Below are 21,434 nucleotides of genomic sequence, written 5' to 3'. Positions count from 1 at the left end.
CTTCTTTTACTACTTGTAATTTAAAGTCGTTGGAGTAAACTTGTCGTTTCATTTTCAATCAACCCCTTTGATTCTTAGTGTAACGAAGTTACTTTTCGTTGTCCAAGATCGCTAAGGGGCTTTAGAGCAAGACATTAGATGAATTTTCACTAGAAGAACAGCCGTCATTAAAGCAACAACAATTTAACCAATTAGTAGACTTGGCTTGGCTCGATCAGTTGTATAACCTTATTCTCTTAGGACCTACCGGTGTAGGTAAAACAACACTGGCCATTGGATTAGGGATAAAAGCTATTTACGAGGGATACAAAGTAACTTTTATATCAATGGGAGAACTGGTTCATGTGTTGAAAACAGAAGAAATAACACGGAAATCACAGTTGCGCTTAAAACGGATAAGAAACTCAAATTTAGTGATAATAGACGATCTTATGTTTATGGCGATGGATCAACGAGAAGCCAATTTATTTTTCCATTTTATAAATGAACTGTATAATCAGTCATCAATTATATTAACTTCTAACAAAGGCCCAAGTGATTGGGGTGAGCTATTGGGAGATCCGGCAATTACTGCAGCAATATTAGATAGAATTATTCACCGAGCTGAAGTTATTCAACTATCAGGAGACAGCCTTCGATTAAAGAATCGAAGTACGATATTTAAGAAAGAGACTGTTCAAAATTAATGAGCAAAAAGTGTTCAATTTAACTTGACGGTTACAGGTATATTGTGATGTTTAAACATTGCATGCAAAAAATACTAAAATGAATAAATATATAAGCTAAAAACAGACCACATGATGAATCGAATCCATCTGTGGCCTGTTTTCTATAAAATTATTCAGCTTGCAGGGCTTGTTTTACCGATTCTTTAAGCGGAGTTGGTGTTCCGATTAGATTTTGCAAATCGTTTGTCGTTTTGGAGGTCTCCCCTTCAGATACTGCATGATAAATAACAGCAGATAATTCAGCTATTGGTTCTGACAATCCGATGTTTACAAGATAATCCTTTGTTTCATCATAAGAAACAGTACGATGTACAACATGTTTGCCTGAAAAGTCAGAGAGAACTTGTGCAAGCTCATCGAAGCTCCAAGGTTCTGGATGTACAAGATTGTACGTTTTGTTTTCATGACCTTCCTCCGTAAGAGCTGTTGCAGCAGCGAAAGCTAGATCGTTACGATTTACAGCATTTAGTACTCCTGTTCCTGTATTCGTTATGAGTTCTCCACTCTCTATTGCACCGCCAAGTGCTGGGTTAACAAATACTTCCGTATAGAGGGCATTACGTAAGAAAGTATAAGGTATGCCCGTTGTACGAATGGCATATTCTGTAGCCATATGAACAAGTGCAAGTGGTAATTTAGACTCCTCAGCAAAAGCATACCCCGTATAAGCAATTTGTTTGACACCTGCATCTCTTGCTGCTTGCACAACAGTAGCATGCTGACGAACACGAAGCGTATCATCGACGTCTGGGCTTGAGATAAATAGTACTTTTGATGCTCCATCAAACGATTTTTTCATGGATTCCAAATCCATATAATCCCCATAACGGACTTCCACTCCAACTTTCTCTAATTCTGAAGCCTTTTCTATATTACGAACACTTGCAATTATTTGATTTGCAGGTACTTTTTTAAGTAAGTGTTGAATAACAAGATTTCCTAATAAACCAGTTGCACCAGTTACAACGATTGACATCAATATTTCCTTCCCTTCTTAAAATGATTTCAAGAGGTAATAGTATAACCACACTGGTTACAACAAATTCAAAAAAGGTTGTACTTATAACCATGATGGTTACAACTCATATAAAAAAATTTAGCTTTCTATAGAGTCATTTTTTTGCATATTTCGGCTACCAATTGCTGAAGTGACACTTGAGCTAGTTCTTGTTCTAAAGCTGACTGGGCTTGAAGCATCTTTGTTCTGAAAACGGATTCAATATTAGCACCCACCGGACATTCAGGATTGGGATGTTCATGGAAATGAAAGAGATCATCCTTCTCGACAACTTCTACTGCTCGATACACATCTAGTAACGTAATTTCATCCTGCTCTTTTGTTAAGTACGCTCCGCCAGTTCCCGGTCGTACATGGACTATTCCAGCTTTTTTCAGCTTACCAATAATTCTACGAATAATAACCGGATTAGTCTTGACACTTTCACCAATAAACTCCGATGTACATGGTGATGGACTTAATGCTATAAGAGACAGAATATGAACAGCAATAGAAAAACGACTGCTAATTTTTTTCATACATTTCACCTCTTGATGTAACCAGTGTAGTTCTATCGAAAATGAAAGTCAAGGCAGCAAACTTTTGTTTTTCCAAGAACAAAAGCGCAAGCGCCCTGATCAGCCTCGACAGGTAAATGTTCTTCAGTCATGAAAGACGCTCTTACTTCCACAAGGATGTGGTGACTTCTGCGTTTCACTTTCGTCGCCAAAAACGCCACGTCCTGTGGCATTGGCGACATCAGTACGTCCTGTGCGTCGACGTGTGCGTCTTTAGCAGAAGGGTCCTAAAGGATGTTCGACTAAGAACGTCACGTCCTGTGACAACGTCAAACTGGCTTGCACAGGATGTGCTGACTTTTGCGTTGCGAACACGATGTTCGCGATTCTAGCAAAAGTTCCTTAAACCGTCTTGGGCCTCCGAGAGGCTCGGCGCTGAAGCTAGACGCAGATCAAACAATACGGAGATAGTTATCCACAACTTGTAAAAACATAATTTCCTAAACAATGAAAAAAGCGCTATCCTTATTATAGATAAGCGCCTATTTCTTTAGTAAGACATATTTAATCTTTGTTACTTTTTAAAAAATATCGATTTTAGATGCTGCTTCTTTTGCCTGTTCGCAGGCTGTTTCGACATTCTCTCCTTTGGTTAGAACAACGGCCATACGGCGGCCTATTTTTGTATCTGGCTTCCCAAATAAGCGCATTTGCGTGTTTGGCACAGCTAAAGCTTGTTCGATTCCAGAAATTTGATAATCATTGCTTTCCATCGATGCTTTGATCGCATGGCTTGCTCCTGGTGATACGAGCTGAACGTCGTCTACTGGTAACCCTAAAATCGCCCGGACATGAAGAGCAAATTCAGAAAGTTCCTGGGTAACTAAGGTTACCATTCCGGTATCATGAGGGCGCGGGGACACTTCGCTAAAGTACACACCATCTGCAGTAATAAATATTTCTACACCGAAGACACCGAAACCACCGATCTCATCCGTAACTTTTTTGGCCATTTCCTCTGCTTCTCTTAACTGTTCCGTACTCATCGCATGCGGCTGCCAAGATTGAATGTAATCACCGTCCTGCTGGACATGGCCGATAGGCGGACAGAAAACGGTTCCCGTCATAGAACGTACCGTCAGAAGCGTGATTTCCGAATCGAAATCAATAAGTTCCTCGACAATGACCCGGTTCATGTTACCGCGCCCACTATTTATCGCTGCTTCCCAGGAGTTCTCAATATCTTCTTCTGTACGGCAAAGACTTTGGCCTTTTCCTGAGGAACTCATAAGTGGTTTAATGACACAAGGCATACTGATTATGTTTACTGCTTCTTTCAATTCCTCTAAAGAGTTCGCAAACTCGTATTTCGCTGTCCGGAGTCCTAGTTTCTCACTTGCCAATCGTCTAATACCTTCGCGATCCATGGTTAATTGGGTCGCATAAGCGGTCGGGATGACATTATAGCCTTCCTGCTCCAGTTCTATCAGTGTTGCTGTGGCAATTGCCTCTATTTCAGGGACGATAAAATCAGGTTTTTCCAGCTCTATAACCTCTCGAAGCTTCCCGCCATCAAGCATATCCGCCACATGAAAACGATGGGCAACTTGCATCGCAGGTGCGCCTTCATACCGGTCGACAGCAATAGTTTCAATCCCTAATCGCTGCGCCTCAATCGCCACTTCCTTTCCCAATTCTCCTGATCCTAACAGCATCAGTTTTTTCGAATGTCTTTGATTCGGTGCTCCATACATGCTGCAACCTCCTGAACATTTTCATTTATGGCTATTTTAACTCTTTTTGAGAGATAAAGACAAGGAAATAAGAGCTATTTTACGAATAAATTTATAAAAAACCGCAAAAACGTTCGTAAAATCACCAATTAAAAAGGACGCCTTATTAAATAAGTACGTCCTTGAATAAACTTTTATCCTCTTTTAAATATTTAGATGTCCTTCTATTAATATTATACAATCGTCTCTTCCGTTCAACATATGAAATAAAATCTCAATAACATTCATTTTCGTTTTGTTGAAGCACTCTTATACAAAAGATTCAATGTCTAATTTATTAATAAAGTCTTCAACGGCTTGAGCAACTTCAATGTCTTCATTAACAGAACCTCCACTTACACCTACTGCTCCAACTAAATTATTATTAACATATAAAGGTATGCCTCCGCCGAAGATAACTACTTTGCCATTATTGGTAGAGTTTATACCGAACAACTCCCCGTTGTTTTTACTATTTTCTGATAATTGTGATGTTGACATTTTCAAAGCTGCTGATGTCCAGGCTTTATTTTGAGATATGTCAACACTGGCCAATAATGCCCCATCCATTCTATGAGAAGCAATAAAGTTGGCTTCGTCATTAACAATGGTGATGACCATAGGAACACCAATAGATTTAGCCTTCTCTTCTCCTTGTTCCATTGCTTTTTTTGCGGTATTAAGGTCTATTCGTTCCACTCGTTTACCTCCTTGTTATTTCAGAACCAAGCCTTTCACTAATCGAGCAGCATTTTGCCCCATTTTCCTTCCATCATTCGCTTTACCAGTTAAATATGGTCTTTCATAAGGCAGCTTTTCATGATGAACCATTACATTCCCTTCTTTGCTCACACCTATCCCAACTTTATATATCGATAAGGAAGCAGCAGTATAAGATAAATGGATGGAGTTCCGTTCCTCTTTTCTTACCTGATAAGGAATCCCCTCTTCTTCCAAACCTGTACAAATATCTTTAATGATTGAATGTTCAGGTTCTAAACCAGTTAAAATAAATAAATAATTATTATCATCCGTCATACCGGGACTTCCCCCCGGCTTGAAGATAAAATAAGTCCTGTAGCTACTGCATTCCTTGGCCCCTCCGTACCACGAATGTTTCCAAACCCTGCAACAATTCCATATTTAAACAGTTCCTCTGTAATCATTTGAGGGATTTCAAAATCTAATGCTGATCCACCCAGCATAACGACATAAGATAAATGTTTCAGATTGTTTGTCGGGCTGACCCTTTTTAGAGCTCGAATTGTATTTGTAACGAATACTCTTTTTTTTGCACTCCTGCGAACTTCCCGTACTTTTTCAATGGATGTTATAGAAGCATTTGTTATAGGGGTTAGTTCATTTCCTTCTCTAATGACAACTCGCCCAAAAGTATGAGGTGGATAGGGGGCTTTAGAAAAATGAATGGTCCCATCTTCTAATTGCATATGAAATAGACTCATCACTTTACCTAGAGGAAATTTCTTTATCCTCTCCGCCAATTCCTTATCACCCAAGTCTAATTCGGAGTTGATTAGCATAGTAACCATATCCCCCGCACCAGCTAGATGGGTTGAAGTAATACTTCCATTATTGTGGACAAGGGCTGCATCTGTTGAACCACCACCCATGTCAAGTATTGCAATCGATTTTCCGGTTCCTGGAGTTGTCAAAGCGCCGCGTATCGCCATCTCTGCTTCAATTCCACCCACTTCAACATGCAGTGCCAATTTTTCTTCTAACTCTTTGGCAACTCTCTCAACAGGCAGCTGATCCGTTTTGACCATAGAGGCAAGAGCAACACCGCTTTCCATCGTCACCTCACCTGCCAAAGCCCCTTTAACCGAAGTTGGGATCACTGCATCTACTGCAAGAAAATCAGAGATTTGTATGTTATCTACTCTTTGACTTGTTAAATTGGCTAACTCTTGTCGTAATCCATTCAACATCCCTCCTACATTTGTCCCTTTCTCCCCCTTTAGATCTACTAGATCCTCCAATTGCTCATACTTCTCCATGATTGTACTTGCTCCGTCTGTCACATCTGCCTCCACCGATTGACGCGGACCTATGAGAATCAGCTTACCGGCTTTAATTTTCCGGTCTACCACCTCACCTGCTGGAGTTCGAATCACTACTGCAGAGCGATTCCCAACTACTGCCTTGGCAATGGGAGATATTTTTGTCGTCTCTTCAGCAGATAACTGAAAAACAGTTGCAAGACTATATGGGTTACTTAAACTACGGACAGAATAACCCGGTTGGGCTACTTCTACGGCAGCTATCTTTCCCAATGGAACTTTTTCAATTAACGCAACTTCGTCTACGATAGGGATCTTATTTATTAAACGGTTATAAATTAAAACTCCGTCATCGTTTTGGACAATCGCTCCTTTTATAGAAATATCCTCATTAAAAGATTTATTAATACACATGGATGCCCACTCAAAATCGATGTTTTTAGAAATGATGACTACATAGTCCTTCCTTTTATCCAACTCATCAAAAAGAGATTCTACTAAAACAGTTTCACCGACCCCTAATCCAGATCCTCCAGGAGTATCAGGATTATGACCAATCATGGAAGATTCAGTAATAATCGTTTCACTAATCATATCCATTGCTAAATCTCCAATCACCGGGACCGCATCATTAATTCGTATTTTATCAATTTGCTCTAATTTCAGGTTTGCATGTGCTGCCGCCTTATTTAACGCAAATTGAATACCCTTCACATTTTCTATGGTTCCTTTAATACCTGTTGTTTTTGTTAAATACTGGGAAAGGAATTCTGTATGTTCATTGCTAACTCTTGCTATGGAAACTTCAGTTGTGGAGTTACCGATGTCTACCCCAGCCAATATTAATTCGTGTTTCATCATTGGACCTCTTCAGTCTTTCGTAACAGATCCCTTCTTTCATAAACGCTGGCTGCCTCTTGAACTAATTTGGCATTTTCAAAAGCCTCATACTTCTCCTCAAGTTCCCTGGCAATAGAAAGTAATTCATCTTTAGTCGAAACATTAGGACGAAGGGCATTATAGATTTCTAAAATACGATCATCTGAAATATTAATTAACTCAGCAGCTCTTCTAAAGTTTTTTGCTAGTTGATTTCTTCCCTCGCTTTCTGCAATTTCTGCCTGCATTAAAAGTGTGTTGGATCCTATTCTCAGGTCTTCGGCTTGCACTTCTCCGTTGATCGCTCTTTCAAGCGTCAAACTGTTATATGATTTTCCCGTAGGTGTTTCCAGTAAGTCCTGTCTTATTGATCCAAGGGGATATTGATTTTTTGTTAATTTAGCCATTACCCACACTCACCTCACCTTTTTCTTAAATAGAAAATTCAGCAAAAACGTCCATAGGTTTTATTTTTTTATCTGTAGAATTGCTTTCCTTCAAATATAATAATGCTGACACGGCTTGATATTTGGGACGGGCCATTGGATCGTTTACAACAGGCACAGGATCTGGACTATCATTAGATGCATAAATGGCAGCGTTTCTTCCAATAGATCGATAGGTTTCAAGATTCATGACTGGGGCTTGTGGAAACAATTCAAGATTACTCAACGGAGCCAAATCGCGTTGATGGATCACAGCCGTTCCTCTTGATTGAATAGCTATTCCAATACCTGACCCACTTAGTTTTGCAGCAGTTGAGCCCATAAATGCCAAATCTGCTGTATGCATAGTGCGAATAATACGATATTTACCACCCTGCTCTTCAATGCCAGCCAGTACCTGACGCAACACTTCCGAAAGCTCTACATTTACTATCGTTTGATTCATAGTTTTTGCAAATTCTGGACTTATTGCAACCACTACTTCATGGGGATCCGTTCCTTTCCTTGCTTGTCCTCCTTCTGTCAGCTTCATTTGTATAAAAGAAGGTTTTGGTTTTGTCTCCATTTAAAAACCCCTCACTTTAGATCGTCTTTACTTATTTCCTGACGAATGTTTTTAATTTCTTCCCATCTTTCCCCACTAAGCCGATAACCCGTCCCAGGACCCGTATAATCATTTTCATCATTGATGGCACTTACTGTTTCATTCTCTTCATTTATAATAGCCGAAGTTTGCAAGTAATCTCCTGCAACTCTTTGCTTAAGCATATTAAAAATTCTCTCAGCAATCTCTTCATATCCATGTTTAACTAACGCCAGAGCAGCCTCCAAACCTGTAATCCCTTCATTAAGAATACGTTCAGTCGCTTTAAGATCCTCCACCACATTCCTTGGCGGCATATCATTGCTGTCGTTACCATAAGTGGCAGCTTCAACCTCTTCATCGGTTATCACCGGAAAACCGAGTTCTTCAAAAACAGCTTGTAAGGCTTTAGCGGCCCGATACCGATACTTAATCACTTCCTCTTCATTTACTGGTTTTAATCCACCATCAACTTTCATGTCTCTTTGAATGACTAAGAAGTCATCAACATCGGCGGAATCCATATTAGATCCGGCAAACATGTCCTCATAGTTTGGAACAGCACTGAATCCGGAAAATATAAAATCAGTTCCAGGCAGTAACTGGCACAGCATTTTTGCACTTCTTCTGATTTCAGAATGTGAAAACGTTTGGTCATTCCCAGAAGCTACTTCAAGGTCAAACATAGTGGTTGTAAGATTTTCAGCTAAAACTGCCCGGATTCCACTTGGAACAGAGGCAGGAATTCCAATACAGCTTATAGAACCGTTTTGCAGACCTTGGACGCCTGCACCTTTTGCCATCATGACACATCGGGTTTCTAAGTAAAGCATCGATTTCCCTTCCGTCCCTGCCAGCTGTACTTCAGAGCCAGTTCCGGAAGTGAACCGCATTTTTGCCCCGCGAGAAGCATACGCAGACGCCAAGAATGCCTTGGACCACGGCGTATCGTCTCCATCCATAAAAGTAGATTCTGTACCGTAAATGGAAATAGTTTCCGCGTATGATGTAAGCCCTAACATGGCAAGCCGAAGTTCAGTAGCTTCCTCTAAAGCATCTTGTGTTAAAACCCCTCCTTTAGCTGTTTGTGAACCAATTAACAGCGCTAAAGCGTTAAAAGGGGCGTAACGAACTACGCCAACGGTTGTTTCTTGTTCATCAAATCCAAGAAGTGCCGCTTCTGCAGCGTCAGCTGCCATAAGAACGGGATTGTCCCGAACATTCGTTACATGGCATTGGTTAGAAGGAGTTTTTCTAGCCCGCATTTTTTGAAGGGCCATCATAAGTTCAACTACATTAAGATGATTTAATACTTCAACAACTTTAGCAGGTGACATCCCTTTTGAAATCTCAATAATTTCTTTGCGTGGGACATTAATATCAACAAGTTTACGTGCAATATCTAAACTGTCCATTTTCATAATACTTTCAGCTTTTTTAGGATCAATCGTATGATCTGCGATAAATTGATCCAGCATATCAAATTCTTCTCTTTTTTTTCCATCGAGCTCTATAATTTTACCTTCCCTTACTTTTACTGAAGGAGAGGGATCATTTGGACTCGACATAGCCACAAAACCTACTTCAGGCCACTCTTTAACAAAACCATCATTATTCACAGGTCTTTTTTCGAGAATTTCAAATCTTTTCGATCGACGGGTTGATTCTTCTGCTTTTATAGACATCATAAACCCTCCCTATTCAACATGTTAGAAATGAAAACCAGCTGGCCGGCTTTGGAAGATTATCTTGCAAATGCCGTGCCAACAAATAAGATTATTCCCCTAAGTATGAATGTTGTGCGAATATTCAAACCAATAAGGTAAAAGATCTAATACTTTGAGTGTTTTTAAAACTGTTCCAAGTGTTCAAAAAGAATAACCTTTATGGAACACTTGGAACACAAGGTAATGAAATTTTAATCATAATAACTTGACCCTAGATATCAATATTAATAGAATGACTTTAACAATAGTCTTAATATTGTGTCATTCAAGGAGGTCGGGTATATTGTATTTAAATGGAGATGATGATAACCTTCTTACAATTTCATGGAAGCGCAGCAAAAAATTTGGAGTGGACCCACTTTATGTAGAAAATAATCTCCTGACCGGTGGAGAAATTAAGGATCGAAAAGAACGCCTTCACAACCTATTTCAAGCCTGCTCCTCGATTTTGGAACAGCTTTACCTTCAATTAAAAGACTCATTATTTATGCTTCTTGTTGCCGATAAAGACGGTTATATCATTTTTAATAGAGGAGATTCTCTTTTTATCGACCGTGCCAAAAAAGTATGGTTAGATACCGGAGCGAATTGGAGCGAAAAGGTCAAAGGAACCAATGCCATAGGAACGGCAATAATAGAACAAAAGCCAGTTAGTATTATTGGCAAACAACATTTTTGCAAAGAAAATCAATTTTTAACTTGTTATGCTGCTCCTCTTTACTCACCAACAGGTGATTTGTTAGGTGTCATTAATGTAAGCGGTGACATTCAGCTGCACCACCCCCATACTTTGGGCATGGTTATGGCAGCAGCACAGGCTTGCCAATCCCGTATCCTGCTTCTGGACTCAGAAAAAGAATTAACGTTGTATCTTCGTGAAACAGATACGATTGCAAATAAATCTCACCAACCTCTGATTTCTATTGATCCCAATGGAACAATTACTAGAGTGAACTTTGAAGGGGCACAATTTCTTGAAAAACCGATAGATCAATGCATCGGCCAGCCATTGTCAAAGTGGATTAGTAAAGATGATATGGATAGTATCCTGACAAATAATGAACATAGTCTAGCAAAAATCAGAATGAATTCAGGACTAAAACCTTCTGAAACAAAAATATTAGAAGTTCAACCGATTCAAGATGGACGAAAAAAAATATTTCGCTCTATTTTGAGCTTAAATCCGAAGCATCCCTATGATAACCCCAAAACATTTGAAAAAAACAAAAAGGTATGGGACTGCCCAAAAGCTAAAAAAGTTCTTCAACTTTCTCGTAATGTTGCCCGTACTAGTGCAAACATATTGATACAAGGAGAAACAGGGACAGGAAAAGAAATTATAGCACGGGAAATACACCAGGCCAGCGAAAGACAAGGACCATTAATTGCTATTAACTGTGGTGCAATTCCAGAAGAATTAATAGAATCAGAATTGTTCGGTTACGAAAAAGGAGCTTTTACAGGAGCGAAACAAAATGGGAATATTGGAAAATTTGAAGCTGCAAACAAGGGAACATTATTTCTAGATGAAATCGGCGATATGCCTTTACTCTTACAAACATCTTTACTCCGTGTATTAGAAGAAAAGCGGGTCACGCCCATTGGTTCTCATCAATCCAAACCTATCGATGTACGGATAATAGCTGCTACCAATCGAGATCTCATTCATGAGATCAATAAAAACCAATTTCGAAGCGACCTTTATTACCGTTTATGTGAATTCGAATTAACTCTACCTTCTCTCCGTGAACGAACGGACCTTTTTTATCTTGCGGAACATTTTCTTAACGAGCTGTCTCCTGAAATTAATGTGGATTCGATTGTACTTGACCATCGTGCCCAAAAAAAGATGGCTGATTATTATTTCCCCGGTAATATCAGGGAATTACGGCATGTTCTTCGTCAAGCAGCCTATCACGCGTTTTTTTCACGAAATTCAACTCTTATTACAGACACTGATTTTAATTTTCGTTTTCAAAATAAATGCAGTGATTACCAAGATGCCGAAAATGGGAAGAATGAAGAAGAAAAAATTGCACAAATAATACAAGAATCAAAAGGAAATATGTCCCAAGCAGCCCGTTTACTTGGCATAGGAAGAACTACCCTGTACCGTAAAATCCACCAATCTTCCTACCTGAAAAACATAAGAAAACAGTTTAAAAGCATTTAGAAATAACGTTTCACAAATAGCCATGTTTAGGTCATTTTAATTCACAGGGAGAGCTCCTTGGTGTTCCTGATTTAGAAGTTGATGATTGATCATCAGACACTCTGTATTATACCAAGGGGACTCTTTTTTCAACACCCTCATCTTCCCCTTCCAGGAATAGTCCTTTTTTCTTCTAAAACCTCAGCAGTTAAGTATTCAGTATCTTTGGAAGGTTGTTTTCGAGTTGTCAACGTTGTCATGGAAACTCCTATTAACGCTAATATACCTCCAACAATAGAGATGGTTGCTGGGACTTCCCCAAGCCATAACCAGGCAATGAAAATCGCTAAAGCAGGGGTTAAATAAAGGGAACTGGTTGCTTCAGAAGCCCCATGTTTGGAAGTAGCGTATGCAATCATAAAATACGGGATAATCGTTGGAAATAAGCCTAAATATACGACAGTAAGCGTACTTTCCAGCGAAGCTTGTTGGACAGCTGACCATAACCCGGGAGAAAACAAAAGCATAAAAAGAGTACCAGCCAGGATCGTATAGGTGGTAAATGGCAAAAAGCCATATTTACGCAGATACGAGGTCTGAAATACAAAGTATATACTTTCCCCAAACGCTCCTATCATTATAAGAATTGCTCCGAACTTAAACCCAAATTCTCCACCTGCATCAAAAGAAATAAGCGCTACCCCAAGGAAAGCAGTGATAGAACCAAACCATCCTAACGAATGAAAATGTTCTTTTAAGAAAATACCTGCTAATATGGAAGATAATATAGGGGTTATCGATACTATTAAGCTAGCTGTCCCTGCATCGACTGTTTTCTCTCCAACGCTTAAAAATGTATGATAGACAGAAAAACCAAATAAACCAAGTAGTAAGATAACAGGAATATCTTTTATTTCTGGCAGTCTCATTTTGACAATAACGGCAAATACCAATAATCCTAGAGAACCAATAAGCATCCGCAGTAGCGCAAGATGGAGAGGTCCATATGATTCTAGTCCAACTCGAATACCTGGAAAAGCAGTTGCCCATAAAAGGACAGCTAAGCTATATGCAAACAAAACTTTATATCGCAACTTCATTCTTCCTTTCACCATAAATATTGATTTATAATTTATGGTAAAGAAGCGAGCTGCAAATAGCTCCAACCAATTCTTATCTTTTTGAACCAACCAATGACAGGAGTAAATGATCTTGAATAAAAAAACACAAAAATTAAAACACATTATGGTTCAAGAAAATATAAAAGAAAAAATCAAAAATGGAGAATGGCCTCCTGGGAGCCGTTTACCCTCCCAACGAGCCTTAGCTGGCGCGTATAATGTTAACCGCAGCACTGTGATTACTGCTCTGGACGAATTAAAAGCTCAGGGATTACTGGAAGGGAAAATGGGGAGCTCTATTACTGTTAGGCAAAATGCCTGGGAAACACTAACTACCAGTACACCAGAATGGAAAGAACAGGTACGCTGGTCTGTACATCCATCTAATGACCCGCTGGTTCAAAAAATAAACCAAGCAGAAACGGATCCATCCTTTTTGCCGCTCAGCAAAGGGGAAATCGGGCCTGAGTTTCATCCAGCAACAGCTCTCAAGGACGTTTTTACCAAAGCTGGAAATGCTATTGATTATTTTGGGTATGGAGATGGAAGAGGAAATTATTCTCTGCGCAAAGCCTTAAGCCATTATCTGGCTAACCGCGGAATTTCGGCCACGCCGGACTCCATTCTCATTGTTTCCGGTTCGTTGCAGGCGCTTCAGCTGATTTCCTTAGGCGTCCTCCAGCCCGGTTCAACTGTGTTTTTAGAGCAGCCATCCTACATATATTCCGTTCCTGTCTTCCGTTCAACAGGAATGAAGCTTCAGGGAATACCCATAGACCAGTCAGGTATTCAAACCAAACTTCTCCGGGAGCAGCCCTGGAAAAAAAATAAATCTATTTTATATACTAATCCGACCTTTCATAATCCAACGGGAACTACTATGACGCTAGATAGAAGAAAAGATTTATTGCGGATTTGCAATGAATTTCACCTGCCTGTCATAGAAGATGATATATATCATGACCTTTGGCTTGATTCCCCTCCTCCCCCTGCTCTAAAGGCTTTAGATACACAGGGGCACATTTTATATGTAGGCAGTTTTTCGAAAACGATTGATCCTGGACTTCGAATTGGTTGGATGGTCGGTCCTGAAGCCGTGGTAGAACGGCTGGCAGACATTCGAATGCAAATGGATTACGGCACAAGTGCTGTGTCACAATTGGTGGCTGAGCATCTGTTGAATTCAGGCGCATACGATGAACACATGGAGCAAACCCGCCGGAAACTCATTCAAAAAAGAGACTATTTACTGCAGCTTTTACATTCTTATTTAAAGGATGTGGCCTCCTGGGAGGTCCCTAAAGGCGGTTTTTTCATCTATGTGCATTTTAACGCCATCCCGTCAAAGAAGTTGTTTTCTGCCGCTTTCAAAAAAGGAATACTTATTAATCCAGGGTCTATTTATCAAGATAGAACAGGTACTTCGGTTCGCTTCTCCTTTGCTTACCCAAGCTATACTCAGATGGAACAAGGGATAAAGATCTTAAAAGACATTGTAAAATCTTGAATCTCCCAATAGAAAAGCATGATCCTTGTTAACCTCCTCATTTGGTACATAGGATCATGCTTTGTTGTATTTACACAAGATAGGCGCAGTTTGCTTCTACAAACGTATTGTCAAAACTATTAAAAAAAGCAAATTTACTGTCAAAACCTCCACTTTGTCTGTATACGAAGATTACTTCTTATTGGCTTTGCTATTTTTAGAAAACAAGTAAAACTACAAAACAAGACAATTGTTGCGATCATTCAAGGATAAAGCCTGATAAATATTCTGTAATGTTTGTCAGTTCTTCACTTGGTTTAATTTGAAATTTAACGTGATCATCGGTTTCTGCCAAAGCATAAAGAGTCATGTCAGGACTTTCTACTTCCACCGTGTATAGAAGGGCTAGCTGGTTTACAGTATCCCCGCCATCCTATCAACCAAGGAGGCGTGTTGAAATAAGCGCGCCCAATTTTTACCATGCTATTGTTTTTTCAACACCGGTATCCATATCTCCCTTCTAAAGGCCGGGGAGGTGAAACCCATTTTTTCATTCCAATCATTTACCCACACATCAGCTCTAATCCAGGCTTCAAGTCGGTTTAACCTCTTAGATTTAGCTAGTTCTGCTCTATTTAAAAGCTCCTGGCCAATTCCTTGCTTTCGATAATCAGGATAGATGGCAAGGTGCCAAATCATGCCTCCAAGTCCTGTCCCTCTTGAACAAACGGTACCTTCTTTATCTTTATATTCAACATCCAGTAATCCAACGATTTGACGTGAAGTACTGCCAAAAGTTCGAACTCTCCTAAAATTAGCCTTAATAGATTATTTCTCCTTCGAGTTCTTCTTTAATAAATCGCAAATATCGGTTAATAAACTCATTCGGCCGACTCTGGATAGGCTTCATATCCAAACGCAAAGGTATTTTGCCTGCCATGTAAAATAATCGAAGCGCGGTACCTGCTCTTACATTGTTTTCATGAAGGCCATCCTCCCTATAACCACGTTTTAAGAAAGGCCACCAAACTTTTGATTTTCCTGAAGCAATAAGATGAATTCTTGGGACTCCGATATCGAATTCCTTACAGCTAAAACCACATTCATCGAAGTCTAGTAAATACCATTGATTGTCCATTTCTAGAATATTGCCAAAATGTACATCTCCATGGACAAATAGAGTTGGCCCTAGTTTCACCTTTTTCATAAATCTATCCAGCCTGTCTGCAATGGTGACTGCAAACTCTTTTTCGGTTTTCGATAAAAAAGAAGCTTTTGTTAATTGTTGGAGCGATTGGGCTAAAACCTCTTTTTGCCGGTAATATGGTCTTTGATATCCCGGCCAATCCGTACTGGAATTTTTGAGCACCTGCTCCGAGCCTTCATGAAGACGAGACATGATTTCCCCTAATGTTTCGTAATTAGAACCATCAGGTTGAGATATTTCACTTCCATCAATATATTGAAATGTTACAAAGTAATGATTTGTATTTTCATCGAGGCGAAAAGAAGTAACAAGGCTGCCATTTTTATTTGGAAGTACTTCAGGTACATTTATAAATTTCAACATGGCATTCATCCAGCTGATTTCCCCATGGATTTCTCTTAAGGAAAACCTGTTGCGATAATGTCGAATAACAAGCTTCTGATTAGGAGTATGTACGACATAGGTGCGATTTTCTCCAGCATGTAATAAAGAAAAAGCAGCATTGGATTCTAAGCCATAAGATTCCTTGATAAAACGCTGCCACTCTACTCTCACATTTTCATCTCCCTAAGTGTCCAGTTACTTGCATTTCTATAAAAGTTTTGCCATGTAATACTCATCAATGAAACTACCCTTAATCAAAAGAGAACGCTTTTTCAAGCCTTCTATCTCAAAACCGTGATTTTTGTATAAAGAAACAGCTGCTTCATTATGGGTAATGGTTGTTAACTCGATACGCTTCACCCCTGTTTCTACTGCCCATTTTTCCATACTGCGAAGTAATGTTGTCCCTATTCCTTTGCCAGAATAATCTCTTAATATGCCTAGAACAATGCTTGCACAATGCTTATTCTTGTTTACTTTTCCTCCAATCACCATTCCATAGCCGACCAAGTTATGTTCCATTTCGGCTATGAGGATATTCGAGTTAACAGCTTCTAAGAAGGAACTAATTAATTTTTCTGTTGTTCTGCGGTTTGTTACTCTTTCTCCTGCTCCATAAAGCATAAAATCGGTTTCTCCATCGACTTGTTTTAAGAGAGATTGAAACTCATTACAATCTTCTATTCTTATTGATCTAATAAATAATTCATTCATGAAGTACCATCTGCCTTTTTAATTATTTCTTAGAATAAATCTTCTTTAAATGGATAATAATTACCTTTTCTTTTGTTGACATACTATACTTCAATATTTTTAATTTCCTTTTTTAACCTGAAAAAGACGCAATTCTTTTTTTAGATTGCGCCCGTTTATTGGAATTAGCGTTTCTCTTGCTTTATGTTCATCTTCTATTTTCACTGAAAGCTTGGAAAAGAAAAAACTACTTGTATGGTCTTGAAATATCCCAGACAACGTCTTCTACATTTTTGTTTCTAAATGCTGCCGTGCCTTTAGGAGTCTTTACTTTTACTTTCCTGTTCACTCGATCTTTCCCCTATTTTTTTCGGTTGTGTGCATGCTGGAATAACTGTTGCAATTATCTTTCATACATTGCTAGCTTCTCTTGGCGAAAACGAGCGGATTATTTTATTACGAAGGTACTCGGCTTTTCTTAGCTCTTTCGTACTTAAATAATCAGCAGAGGTGAATGTTCCCTGGGAAGCCACCTTTTCTCACCTCCTAGAACCATACTTTATTTGACTGCATTGTATCTTTGTTCCCTTCTGCATCATATGCCCGTAAGAGGTAGTTTAGGCAAACTAAATAATAAGTTTTACTGTAAAGTAACCTGACCTGTTTTCCATGTCCTAATCCAACAATAATAAATTTTTTTCAGAGCTGAAAGATATGTCTCATTAAACTCCATGTAGTATCATATAAATAGAAAGAAGGCTATAAAGAAAATCGCAACCCTTGATTACAGGTTTGCGCCCGTTAACTTCATAATTGATTGTTATATAGACGTTTTAAATACAAAACTTACTTTGTCATAAGCCATTCTATTTTCGTAAAAACGATGGGCATCTGTTCGCTGTAATCCTGATGATAATGCTACACTTTCATAGTTATTTTCTTTTTGCCATTTGTGAACATATGTAAGCAGTTTTTCCCCATATCCTTGAGAACGCACCGTGTAATCTGTGACTAAATCACACACCCATACAAACCTTCCATAGTAAAGCGTGATCATCGGTTTAAAACCAGTTACTGCAACGATCTGATCTTCATCAACTAACGCAAACATTTGGTATCTATCTTTCTCTTTTGCATCTATCACTAATTTAAGATATGTATTTTCATCAAGATGAGTTCGCAACTGCCTCAGAATTGGAAATGCTTCAAGTATTTCGTCTGGTGATTGAAGTTCTTTAATTTCTAAAGTATTCATGAAATTATCCCCTTTTCGATGTGTGTATAAAGCTTACGTATCCCGAATACCCCAAGAAGTATTTAGAGGATGTTATTCATTTAAAATCAAATAATCCCCGCATCACTTCCAGGTATAGGGGGAGTTCTTCCGGCCGTTGATCTTCAGAGAAACCGGGACTTCATCAAAACCTCGGTGACGCTGCGCTGCCATAAACAACAGCGAATTAAATAGGATTCCTGGTGATCAAAGGTGAACTGCTCCAGATCTTGAAGCGCTTGCGAAGAGGCTTTCAAGTATAAGAAATTCCAATCAAACCCACTTTTGGAAAAAACTTCAAATAAACGTGTTTGAAGCTTATTTGGCATGCGCAATTTTAACATGACTTTTTCAACTTTTTAGCCCTGCCTATTGGCCTCCTATCAGCAGGTATTATAGAAGAACGGTGTTTAACATATCCCCCTTTTGCTATGGTTTGAAGCACAAGCAATCACTTCCTGTTATCTTTATGGCTCGAATCCTGGCTGGCTAACATAAATTTGATTTTCCGGAAAGATTCCTATAAATCTCTTATATACTTTTTTAATAGCTTGCGGTCCATGCCATTCTTCAAAACCAAGTTCGGCATATTTTTTTTCAATTCCTAGGTTTTTTGTCCGTTTGCCTCCACTGCCATCGCCCATAAAGAAGTCATCAATACATATCCGACTGACGAATGGCTTCAATTTTTCAGGAAAATATTCCCCACTCGGTAATATGGGCGCTATCGCTACTTGGGTCGGTATTCCCGACTCTGCTAATTTTTGCAACGTATTAAAGCGTGCCTGAATTGGAGGTGCCTCTGGAGTAAAATGTTTACGTATCATTTCCGAGTCCGTTTCAATTGTCATACTTACCCGGACTCTGTCTTTTAATTGCTGCAATAAATCGATATCCCGACCTACAAGCGGGCTTCTTGTTTGTACTAATAAGAAGTGGGGAGGATTATCCACCATTACCTCTAGTAACAATCGCGTTACTTTTTCCTTATGCTCAACGGGCTGATATGGATCCGTGCTGGAGGACATAAAAATGGTTACATTTCCCTTAGCTTTAGCGCGACGGAGCTCCTTCTTTAGTAAATTCGCAGCTCCGTTTTTAACATCAACCCAGTTCCCCCATTCCCCCTCTCGATAGAGGGATACAGGCATTTGGCGCACATAACAATATGAACACCCAAATGAACAACCTGTATAAGGATTTAGTGAATGGGTATATCCGGAAAGAAAGCCTTTACCTTTATTAAGAATGGTTTTTGGGTTTTTGTAGAACAACTTACTTTTCATGCCGGAACCTCTCTTCCATTCATACGGCTATTATTATCACTCACTGCCCTTGATCACACTGTCTTTCAAGTTCCATAAGCTGTGTCTTCGGCCACTATAGCCGGTTAACGATCCATCCTTTCCTACTATACCACGGTACAGTGATTAAAAGCCGATAATTTATCTAACATTTGTCGATAGAAACGTGGATAATTGGCTTTCTTACCTGTTTCGCTATCGACAAATAACCCATCCATCGCAAAATCCAATCCAACAACGTTTTGAATATCTTTGGTTTTAATAATCTCCTTTTCATATTCTGTAAGAAGAAAAATATAGTTTTTTCCTGATGAAGTCATCGAAATGGTACAAGATTTTATAGTACATTTAGAAGGGATTTCTCGATGTTGTTTCATCTTTACCGTTTTAATTTGATTTGATCATCCAACATAACAATATTTCCGTTCACGACATTCGTTGTATATCTTGGAAACTTAGCGTTCCCTTTGAAATAAGCCATGTACGCTTTATCTAAATTTAGTTAAGCATTTGCCAAAGCCAAAGAGTCTACCTCTTTTAACCATGGGAACTCTTTTTTATATTTGGCAGGAGTAGGATGTTTCATCTTTTTCAAAGCCTCTTTATCGTCTTTCAGGGTTTCATAGGTTTCTTTTCGTTCTGCTAATATTTTGTTATAGACAAAACGAACGCAACCAAAGGTTCTGTGGGATACAGTCGTATATGCTTTGTTTTGTTTAGACATATCAAATCATTTCACTTTATCCCTTGATTTTCTATATATTTTTTCACCACTTCAATTGGTGAACCACCAGTGGTCAACAAGCAAAAACTTCTTGACCAAAACATTTCTTTCCATAATTTTTTACGAACGTGGGGAAAATCCTTTTTGATAAGCCTTGAACTTGCACTTTTGTATGCGTTGATAAACTTTGATAATTCACTGTTAGGATGAGCTTTGAACAAAATATGAACATGGTCTATATCATGGTTCCACTCTACCAATGTAATATTGTATTTTTCACCCAACGACACAAACTTTTCTTTTGCAAAATCAGAAATTATATCGTCAATAACTTTTCTTCGGTATTTTACAACGAATACAAGATGGTAGTACAACAAGAATACTGAATGATTATTTCTATCTAATTTCATTGTTATATCAATCTTTATATCTTATAAGACTGATTATAACATATTGGAGAAGAGAAAAAGAAAAGTCTTTGGGCTACCGCCCAACCGAAATTCATCTCCCCCTTACCGTTGGGCTATCGCCCTTCACATTCATGAAGAGGGAGACTTCTTTCGGAAAAACGTTAAAATTTATTTAGAATCGTGAAAAATGATCCCAAGACCGTACCGTTCTCCAGAAGTAACTGTACTTACTCCATGACGAACCGTATTTTTGTAATATCCTTTTTTACCAAGAACAGGTCTATGATTAGTAGGAAAGATAAGCGCACTCCCTTGATCCAGAGTAATCACATGCCCCCTACTCTGGGCACGAGGAATTTGTTCCACTAATAGGGTTTCACCGCCCGTATAGTCTTTATCTCGTTGATTTAATAAAAATACTACTTGAAACGGGAAAAATACGTCTCCATATAAATCTTGGTGCAAGCAGTTAAACCCATTTTTTTCATACTTTAGAATTAAGGGTGTTGGTCTAGTTTGTTCATACTCTTCACATGTTTTCAAAAAATTTTGAAGGTTTTTCGGGAACTGTTCTGGTTTCTTTAAATAACCCAACCATCGATTTGCTGTTTTTGCCAACTCCGGATAAAAGGATTCTCTTAAACTTTGGATGATTTCAGGTAATGGATAGGAAAAATATTTGTACTCTCCATTCCCAAAGCGATATCTTTTCATATTAATTGTGGTTCTGTATGACTCTTCCTTGCTATATAGTTCCATGAAGGCCTCACATTCATCTTTTGTTAAAATGGAGGGAAGCTTTGCAAATCCTTGCTCATCTAATTCGTTTTGAATGGAATCCCAATTTAGGCTTTTTACACGTGTTTGTATAGCTTGCACCATTTTTATATCCTCCAAATTAGCATGGTTTGATACTGCTCTTATTTTAAACTTTACTCCACTTGCAAAAGAAAAGGACTCCCACCATTAACTCCTTATTCTGCAATGGCACCCGTTACTTTAATAAGAA

19 protein-coding genes and 3 pseudogenes are annotated in these 21,434 nt (G+C 38.8%); 3 read left to right on the top strand and 19 right to left on the bottom strand.

Annotated features, from left to right (window positions below; translation table 11 throughout):
* Positions 1 to 128: 128 nt before the first annotated feature.
* Positions 129 to 686, top strand: a pseudogene (locus ACE1TI_RS17420) (ATP-binding protein); the annotation flags it as partial.
* A gap of 151 nt (positions 687 to 837) precedes the next feature.
* Here the strand turns inward: ACE1TI_RS17420 and ACE1TI_RS17415 are convergent.
* The 10 genes from ACE1TI_RS17415 to ACE1TI_RS17370 all read right to left on the bottom strand — a co-directional run bounded on the left by ACE1TI_RS17415 (position 838) and on the right by ACE1TI_RS17370 (position 9,629).
* Positions 838 to 1,704: an SDR family oxidoreductase gene (locus ACE1TI_RS17415; protein ID WP_375008825.1), complete on the bottom strand. Its 867-nt coding sequence runs from the start codon at positions 1,702 to 1,704 to the stop codon at positions 838 to 840.
* Positions 1,705 to 1,832: 128 nt separating this feature from the next.
* On the bottom strand, positions 1,833 to 2,264 hold the full coding sequence (locus tag ACE1TI_RS17410; protein ID WP_375008824.1) for an Rrf2 family transcriptional regulator: 432 nt from the start codon (positions 2,262 to 2,264) through the stop codon (positions 1,833 to 1,835).
* 32 nt (positions 2,265 to 2,296) lie between these two features.
* A complete protein-coding gene (locus ACE1TI_RS17405) occupies positions 2,297 to 2,455 on the bottom strand; it encodes a hypothetical protein (RefSeq protein WP_375008823.1) in 159 nt (52 codons plus the stop codon).
* Positions 2,456 to 2,824: 369 nt separating this feature from the next.
* Positions 2,825 to 3,997, bottom strand: coding sequence for a formate-dependent phosphoribosylglycinamide formyltransferase (gene purT, locus ACE1TI_RS17400; RefSeq protein WP_375008822.1), 1,173 nt, complete (start codon positions 3,995 to 3,997; stop codon positions 2,825 to 2,827).
* Positions 3,998 to 4,285: 288 nt separating this feature from the next.
* A complete protein-coding gene (locus ACE1TI_RS17395) occupies positions 4,286 to 4,714 on the bottom strand; it encodes a GlcG/HbpS family heme-binding protein (RefSeq protein WP_375008821.1) in 429 nt (142 codons plus the stop codon).
* A gap of 15 nt (positions 4,715 to 4,729) precedes the next feature.
* Positions 4,730 to 5,053, bottom strand: coding sequence for a glycerol dehydratase reactivase beta/small subunit family protein (locus tag ACE1TI_RS17390; protein ID WP_375008820.1), 324 nt, complete (start codon positions 5,051 to 5,053; stop codon positions 4,730 to 4,732).
* Positions 5,050 to 6,894 (bottom strand): diol dehydratase reactivase subunit alpha, encoded by a 1,845-nt coding sequence (locus tag ACE1TI_RS17385; RefSeq protein WP_375008819.1) that lies wholly within the window; start codon positions 6,892 to 6,894, stop codon positions 5,050 to 5,052. Before ACE1TI_RS17385 ends, ACE1TI_RS17390 begins: the two co-directional genes overlap by 4 nt.
* Positions 6,894 to 7,322 (bottom strand): diol dehydratase small subunit, encoded by a 429-nt coding sequence (locus ACE1TI_RS17380; protein WP_375008818.1) that lies wholly within the window; start codon positions 7,320 to 7,322, stop codon positions 6,894 to 6,896. The genes ACE1TI_RS17385 and ACE1TI_RS17380 overlap by 1 nt, the downstream gene beginning before the upstream one ends.
* 25 nt (positions 7,323 to 7,347) lie before the next feature.
* Positions 7,348 to 7,926: a propanediol/glycerol family dehydratase medium subunit gene (locus tag ACE1TI_RS17375; protein WP_375008817.1), complete on the bottom strand. Its 579-nt coding sequence runs from the start codon at positions 7,924 to 7,926 to the stop codon at positions 7,348 to 7,350.
* Positions 7,927 to 7,937: 11 nt separating this feature from the next.
* Positions 7,938 to 9,629: a propanediol/glycerol family dehydratase large subunit gene (locus tag ACE1TI_RS17370; protein ID WP_375008816.1), complete on the bottom strand. Its 1,692-nt coding sequence runs from the start codon at positions 9,627 to 9,629 to the stop codon at positions 7,938 to 7,940.
* Positions 9,630 to 9,954: 325 nt separating this feature from the next.
* Here ACE1TI_RS17370 and ACE1TI_RS17365 point away from each other — a divergent pair, with 325 nt between their 5' ends.
* On the top strand, positions 9,955 to 11,844 hold the full coding sequence (locus ACE1TI_RS17365) for a sigma-54-dependent Fis family transcriptional regulator (RefSeq protein ID WP_375008815.1): 1,890 nt from the start codon (positions 9,955 to 9,957) through the stop codon (positions 11,842 to 11,844).
* Between the two features lie 137 nt (positions 11,845 to 11,981).
* Here ACE1TI_RS17365 and ACE1TI_RS17360 read toward each other — a convergent pair whose 3' ends face one another.
* On the bottom strand, positions 11,982 to 12,923 hold the full coding sequence (locus tag ACE1TI_RS17360) for a DMT family transporter (RefSeq protein ID WP_375008814.1): 942 nt from the start codon (positions 12,921 to 12,923) through the stop codon (positions 11,982 to 11,984).
* 112 nt (positions 12,924 to 13,035) lie between these two features.
* Here ACE1TI_RS17360 and ACE1TI_RS17355 point away from each other — a divergent pair, with 112 nt between their 5' ends.
* Entirely contained in the window at positions 13,036 to 14,451 is a 1,416-nt protein-coding gene (locus tag ACE1TI_RS17355) for an aminotransferase-like domain-containing protein (protein WP_483860655.1), read from the top strand.
* A 510-nt stretch (positions 14,452 to 14,961) separates the two neighbouring features.
* Here ACE1TI_RS17355 and ACE1TI_RS17350 read toward each other — a convergent pair.
* The 8 genes and pseudogenes from ACE1TI_RS17350 to ACE1TI_RS17315 form a co-directional block, all read right to left on the bottom strand.
* A pseudogene (locus ACE1TI_RS17350) lies at positions 14,962 to 15,207 on the bottom strand (GNAT family N-acetyltransferase); the annotation flags it as partial.
* A 43-nt stretch (positions 15,208 to 15,250) separates the two neighbouring features.
* The gene (locus tag ACE1TI_RS17345) at positions 15,251 to 16,192 is read right to left on the bottom strand and encodes a phosphotransferase enzyme family protein (protein WP_375008812.1); all 942 of its coding nucleotides are present in this window, start codon (positions 16,190 to 16,192) and stop codon (positions 15,251 to 15,253) included.
* Between the two features lie 36 nt (positions 16,193 to 16,228).
* Positions 16,229 to 16,735, bottom strand: coding sequence for a GNAT family N-acetyltransferase (locus ACE1TI_RS17340; RefSeq protein ID WP_375008811.1), 507 nt, complete (start codon positions 16,733 to 16,735; stop codon positions 16,229 to 16,231).
* A gap of 799 nt (positions 16,736 to 17,534) precedes the next feature.
* Positions 17,535 to 17,969, bottom strand: a complete 435-nt coding sequence (locus ACE1TI_RS17335) for a GNAT family N-acetyltransferase (protein WP_375008810.1) — start codon at positions 17,967 to 17,969, stop codon at positions 17,535 to 17,537.
* Positions 17,970 to 18,454: 485 nt separating this feature from the next.
* Positions 18,455 to 19,273, bottom strand: coding sequence for an SPL family radical SAM protein (locus ACE1TI_RS17330; RefSeq protein ID WP_375008809.1), 819 nt, complete (start codon positions 19,271 to 19,273; stop codon positions 18,455 to 18,457).
* A 152-nt stretch (positions 19,274 to 19,425) separates the two neighbouring features.
* Positions 19,426 to 20,015 (bottom strand): annotated as a pseudogene (locus ACE1TI_RS17325) (helix-turn-helix domain-containing protein); the annotation flags it as partial.
* An 11-nt stretch (positions 20,016 to 20,026) separates the two neighbouring features.
* Positions 20,027 to 20,425, bottom strand: coding sequence for an IS200/IS605 family transposase (gene tnpA / locus ACE1TI_RS17320; RefSeq protein ID WP_375008808.1), 399 nt, complete (start codon positions 20,423 to 20,425; stop codon positions 20,027 to 20,029).
* A gap of 168 nt (positions 20,426 to 20,593) precedes the next feature.
* Complete coding sequence (locus ACE1TI_RS17315) at positions 20,594 to 21,307, bottom strand: 2OG-Fe(II) oxygenase (protein WP_375008807.1); 714 nt, start codon at positions 21,305 to 21,307, stop codon at positions 20,594 to 20,596.
* Positions 21,308 to 21,434: the final 127 nt, after the last annotated feature.

Origin of the sequence: Alteribacillus sp. JSM 102045, from assembly GCF_041949975.1 — a bacterium.
Lineage (GTDB): Bacteria > Bacillota > Bacilli > Bacillales > Marinococcaceae > Alteribacillus.
The sequence above is the reverse complement of the archived record's forward strand: the minus strand, read 5'-3'. Positions and strand labels throughout refer to the sequence as shown.

Bases quoted from the DNA above. Each gene is read 5' to 3' on its own strand.
- ACE1TI_RS17360 (WP_375008814.1), bottom strand. From the start codon at position 12,923: ATGAAGTTGCGATATAAAGTTTTGTTTGCATATAGCTTAGCTGTCCTT.
- ACE1TI_RS17330 (WP_375008809.1), bottom strand. From the start codon at position 19,273: ATGAAAAGTAAGTTGTTCTACAAAAACCCAAAAACCATTCTTAATAAA.
- ACE1TI_RS17315 (WP_375008807.1), bottom strand. From the start codon at position 21,307: ATGGTGCAAGCTATACAAACACGTGTAAAAAGCCTAAATTGGGATTCC.
- ACE1TI_RS17385 (WP_375008819.1), bottom strand. From the start codon at position 6,894: ATGAAACACGAATTAATATTGGCTGGGGTAGACATCGGTAACTCCACA.
- ACE1TI_RS17380 (WP_375008818.1), bottom strand. From the start codon at position 7,322: ATGGCTAAATTAACAAAAAATCAATATCCCCTTGGATCAATAAGACAG.
- tnpA (WP_375008808.1), bottom strand. From the start codon at position 20,425: ATGAAATTAGATAGAAATAATCATTCAGTATTCTTGTTGTACTACCAT.
- ACE1TI_RS17370 (WP_375008816.1), bottom strand. From the start codon at position 9,629: ATGTCTATAAAAGCAGAAGAATCAACCCGTCGATCGAAAAGATTTGAA.
- ACE1TI_RS17390 (WP_375008820.1), bottom strand. From the start codon at position 5,053: ATGACGGATGATAATAATTATTTATTTATTTTAACTGGTTTAGAACCT.
- purT (WP_375008822.1), bottom strand. From the start codon at position 3,997: ATGTATGGAGCACCGAATCAAAGACATTCGAAAAAACTGATGCTGTTA.
- ACE1TI_RS17410 (WP_375008824.1), bottom strand. From the start codon at position 2,264: ATGAAAAAAATTAGCAGTCGTTTTTCTATTGCTGTTCATATTCTGTCT.
- ACE1TI_RS17375 (WP_375008817.1), bottom strand. From the start codon at position 7,926: ATGGAGACAAAACCAAAACCTTCTTTTATACAAATGAAGCTGACAGAA.
- ACE1TI_RS17335 (WP_375008810.1), bottom strand. From the start codon at position 17,969: ATGAATACTTTAGAAATTAAAGAACTTCAATCACCAGACGAAATACTT.
- ACE1TI_RS17340 (WP_375008811.1), bottom strand. From the start codon at position 16,735: ATGAATGAATTATTTATTAGATCAATAAGAATAGAAGATTGTAATGAG.
- ACE1TI_RS17415 (WP_375008825.1), bottom strand. From the start codon at position 1,704: ATGTCAATCGTTGTAACTGGTGCAACTGGTTTATTAGGAAATCTTGTT.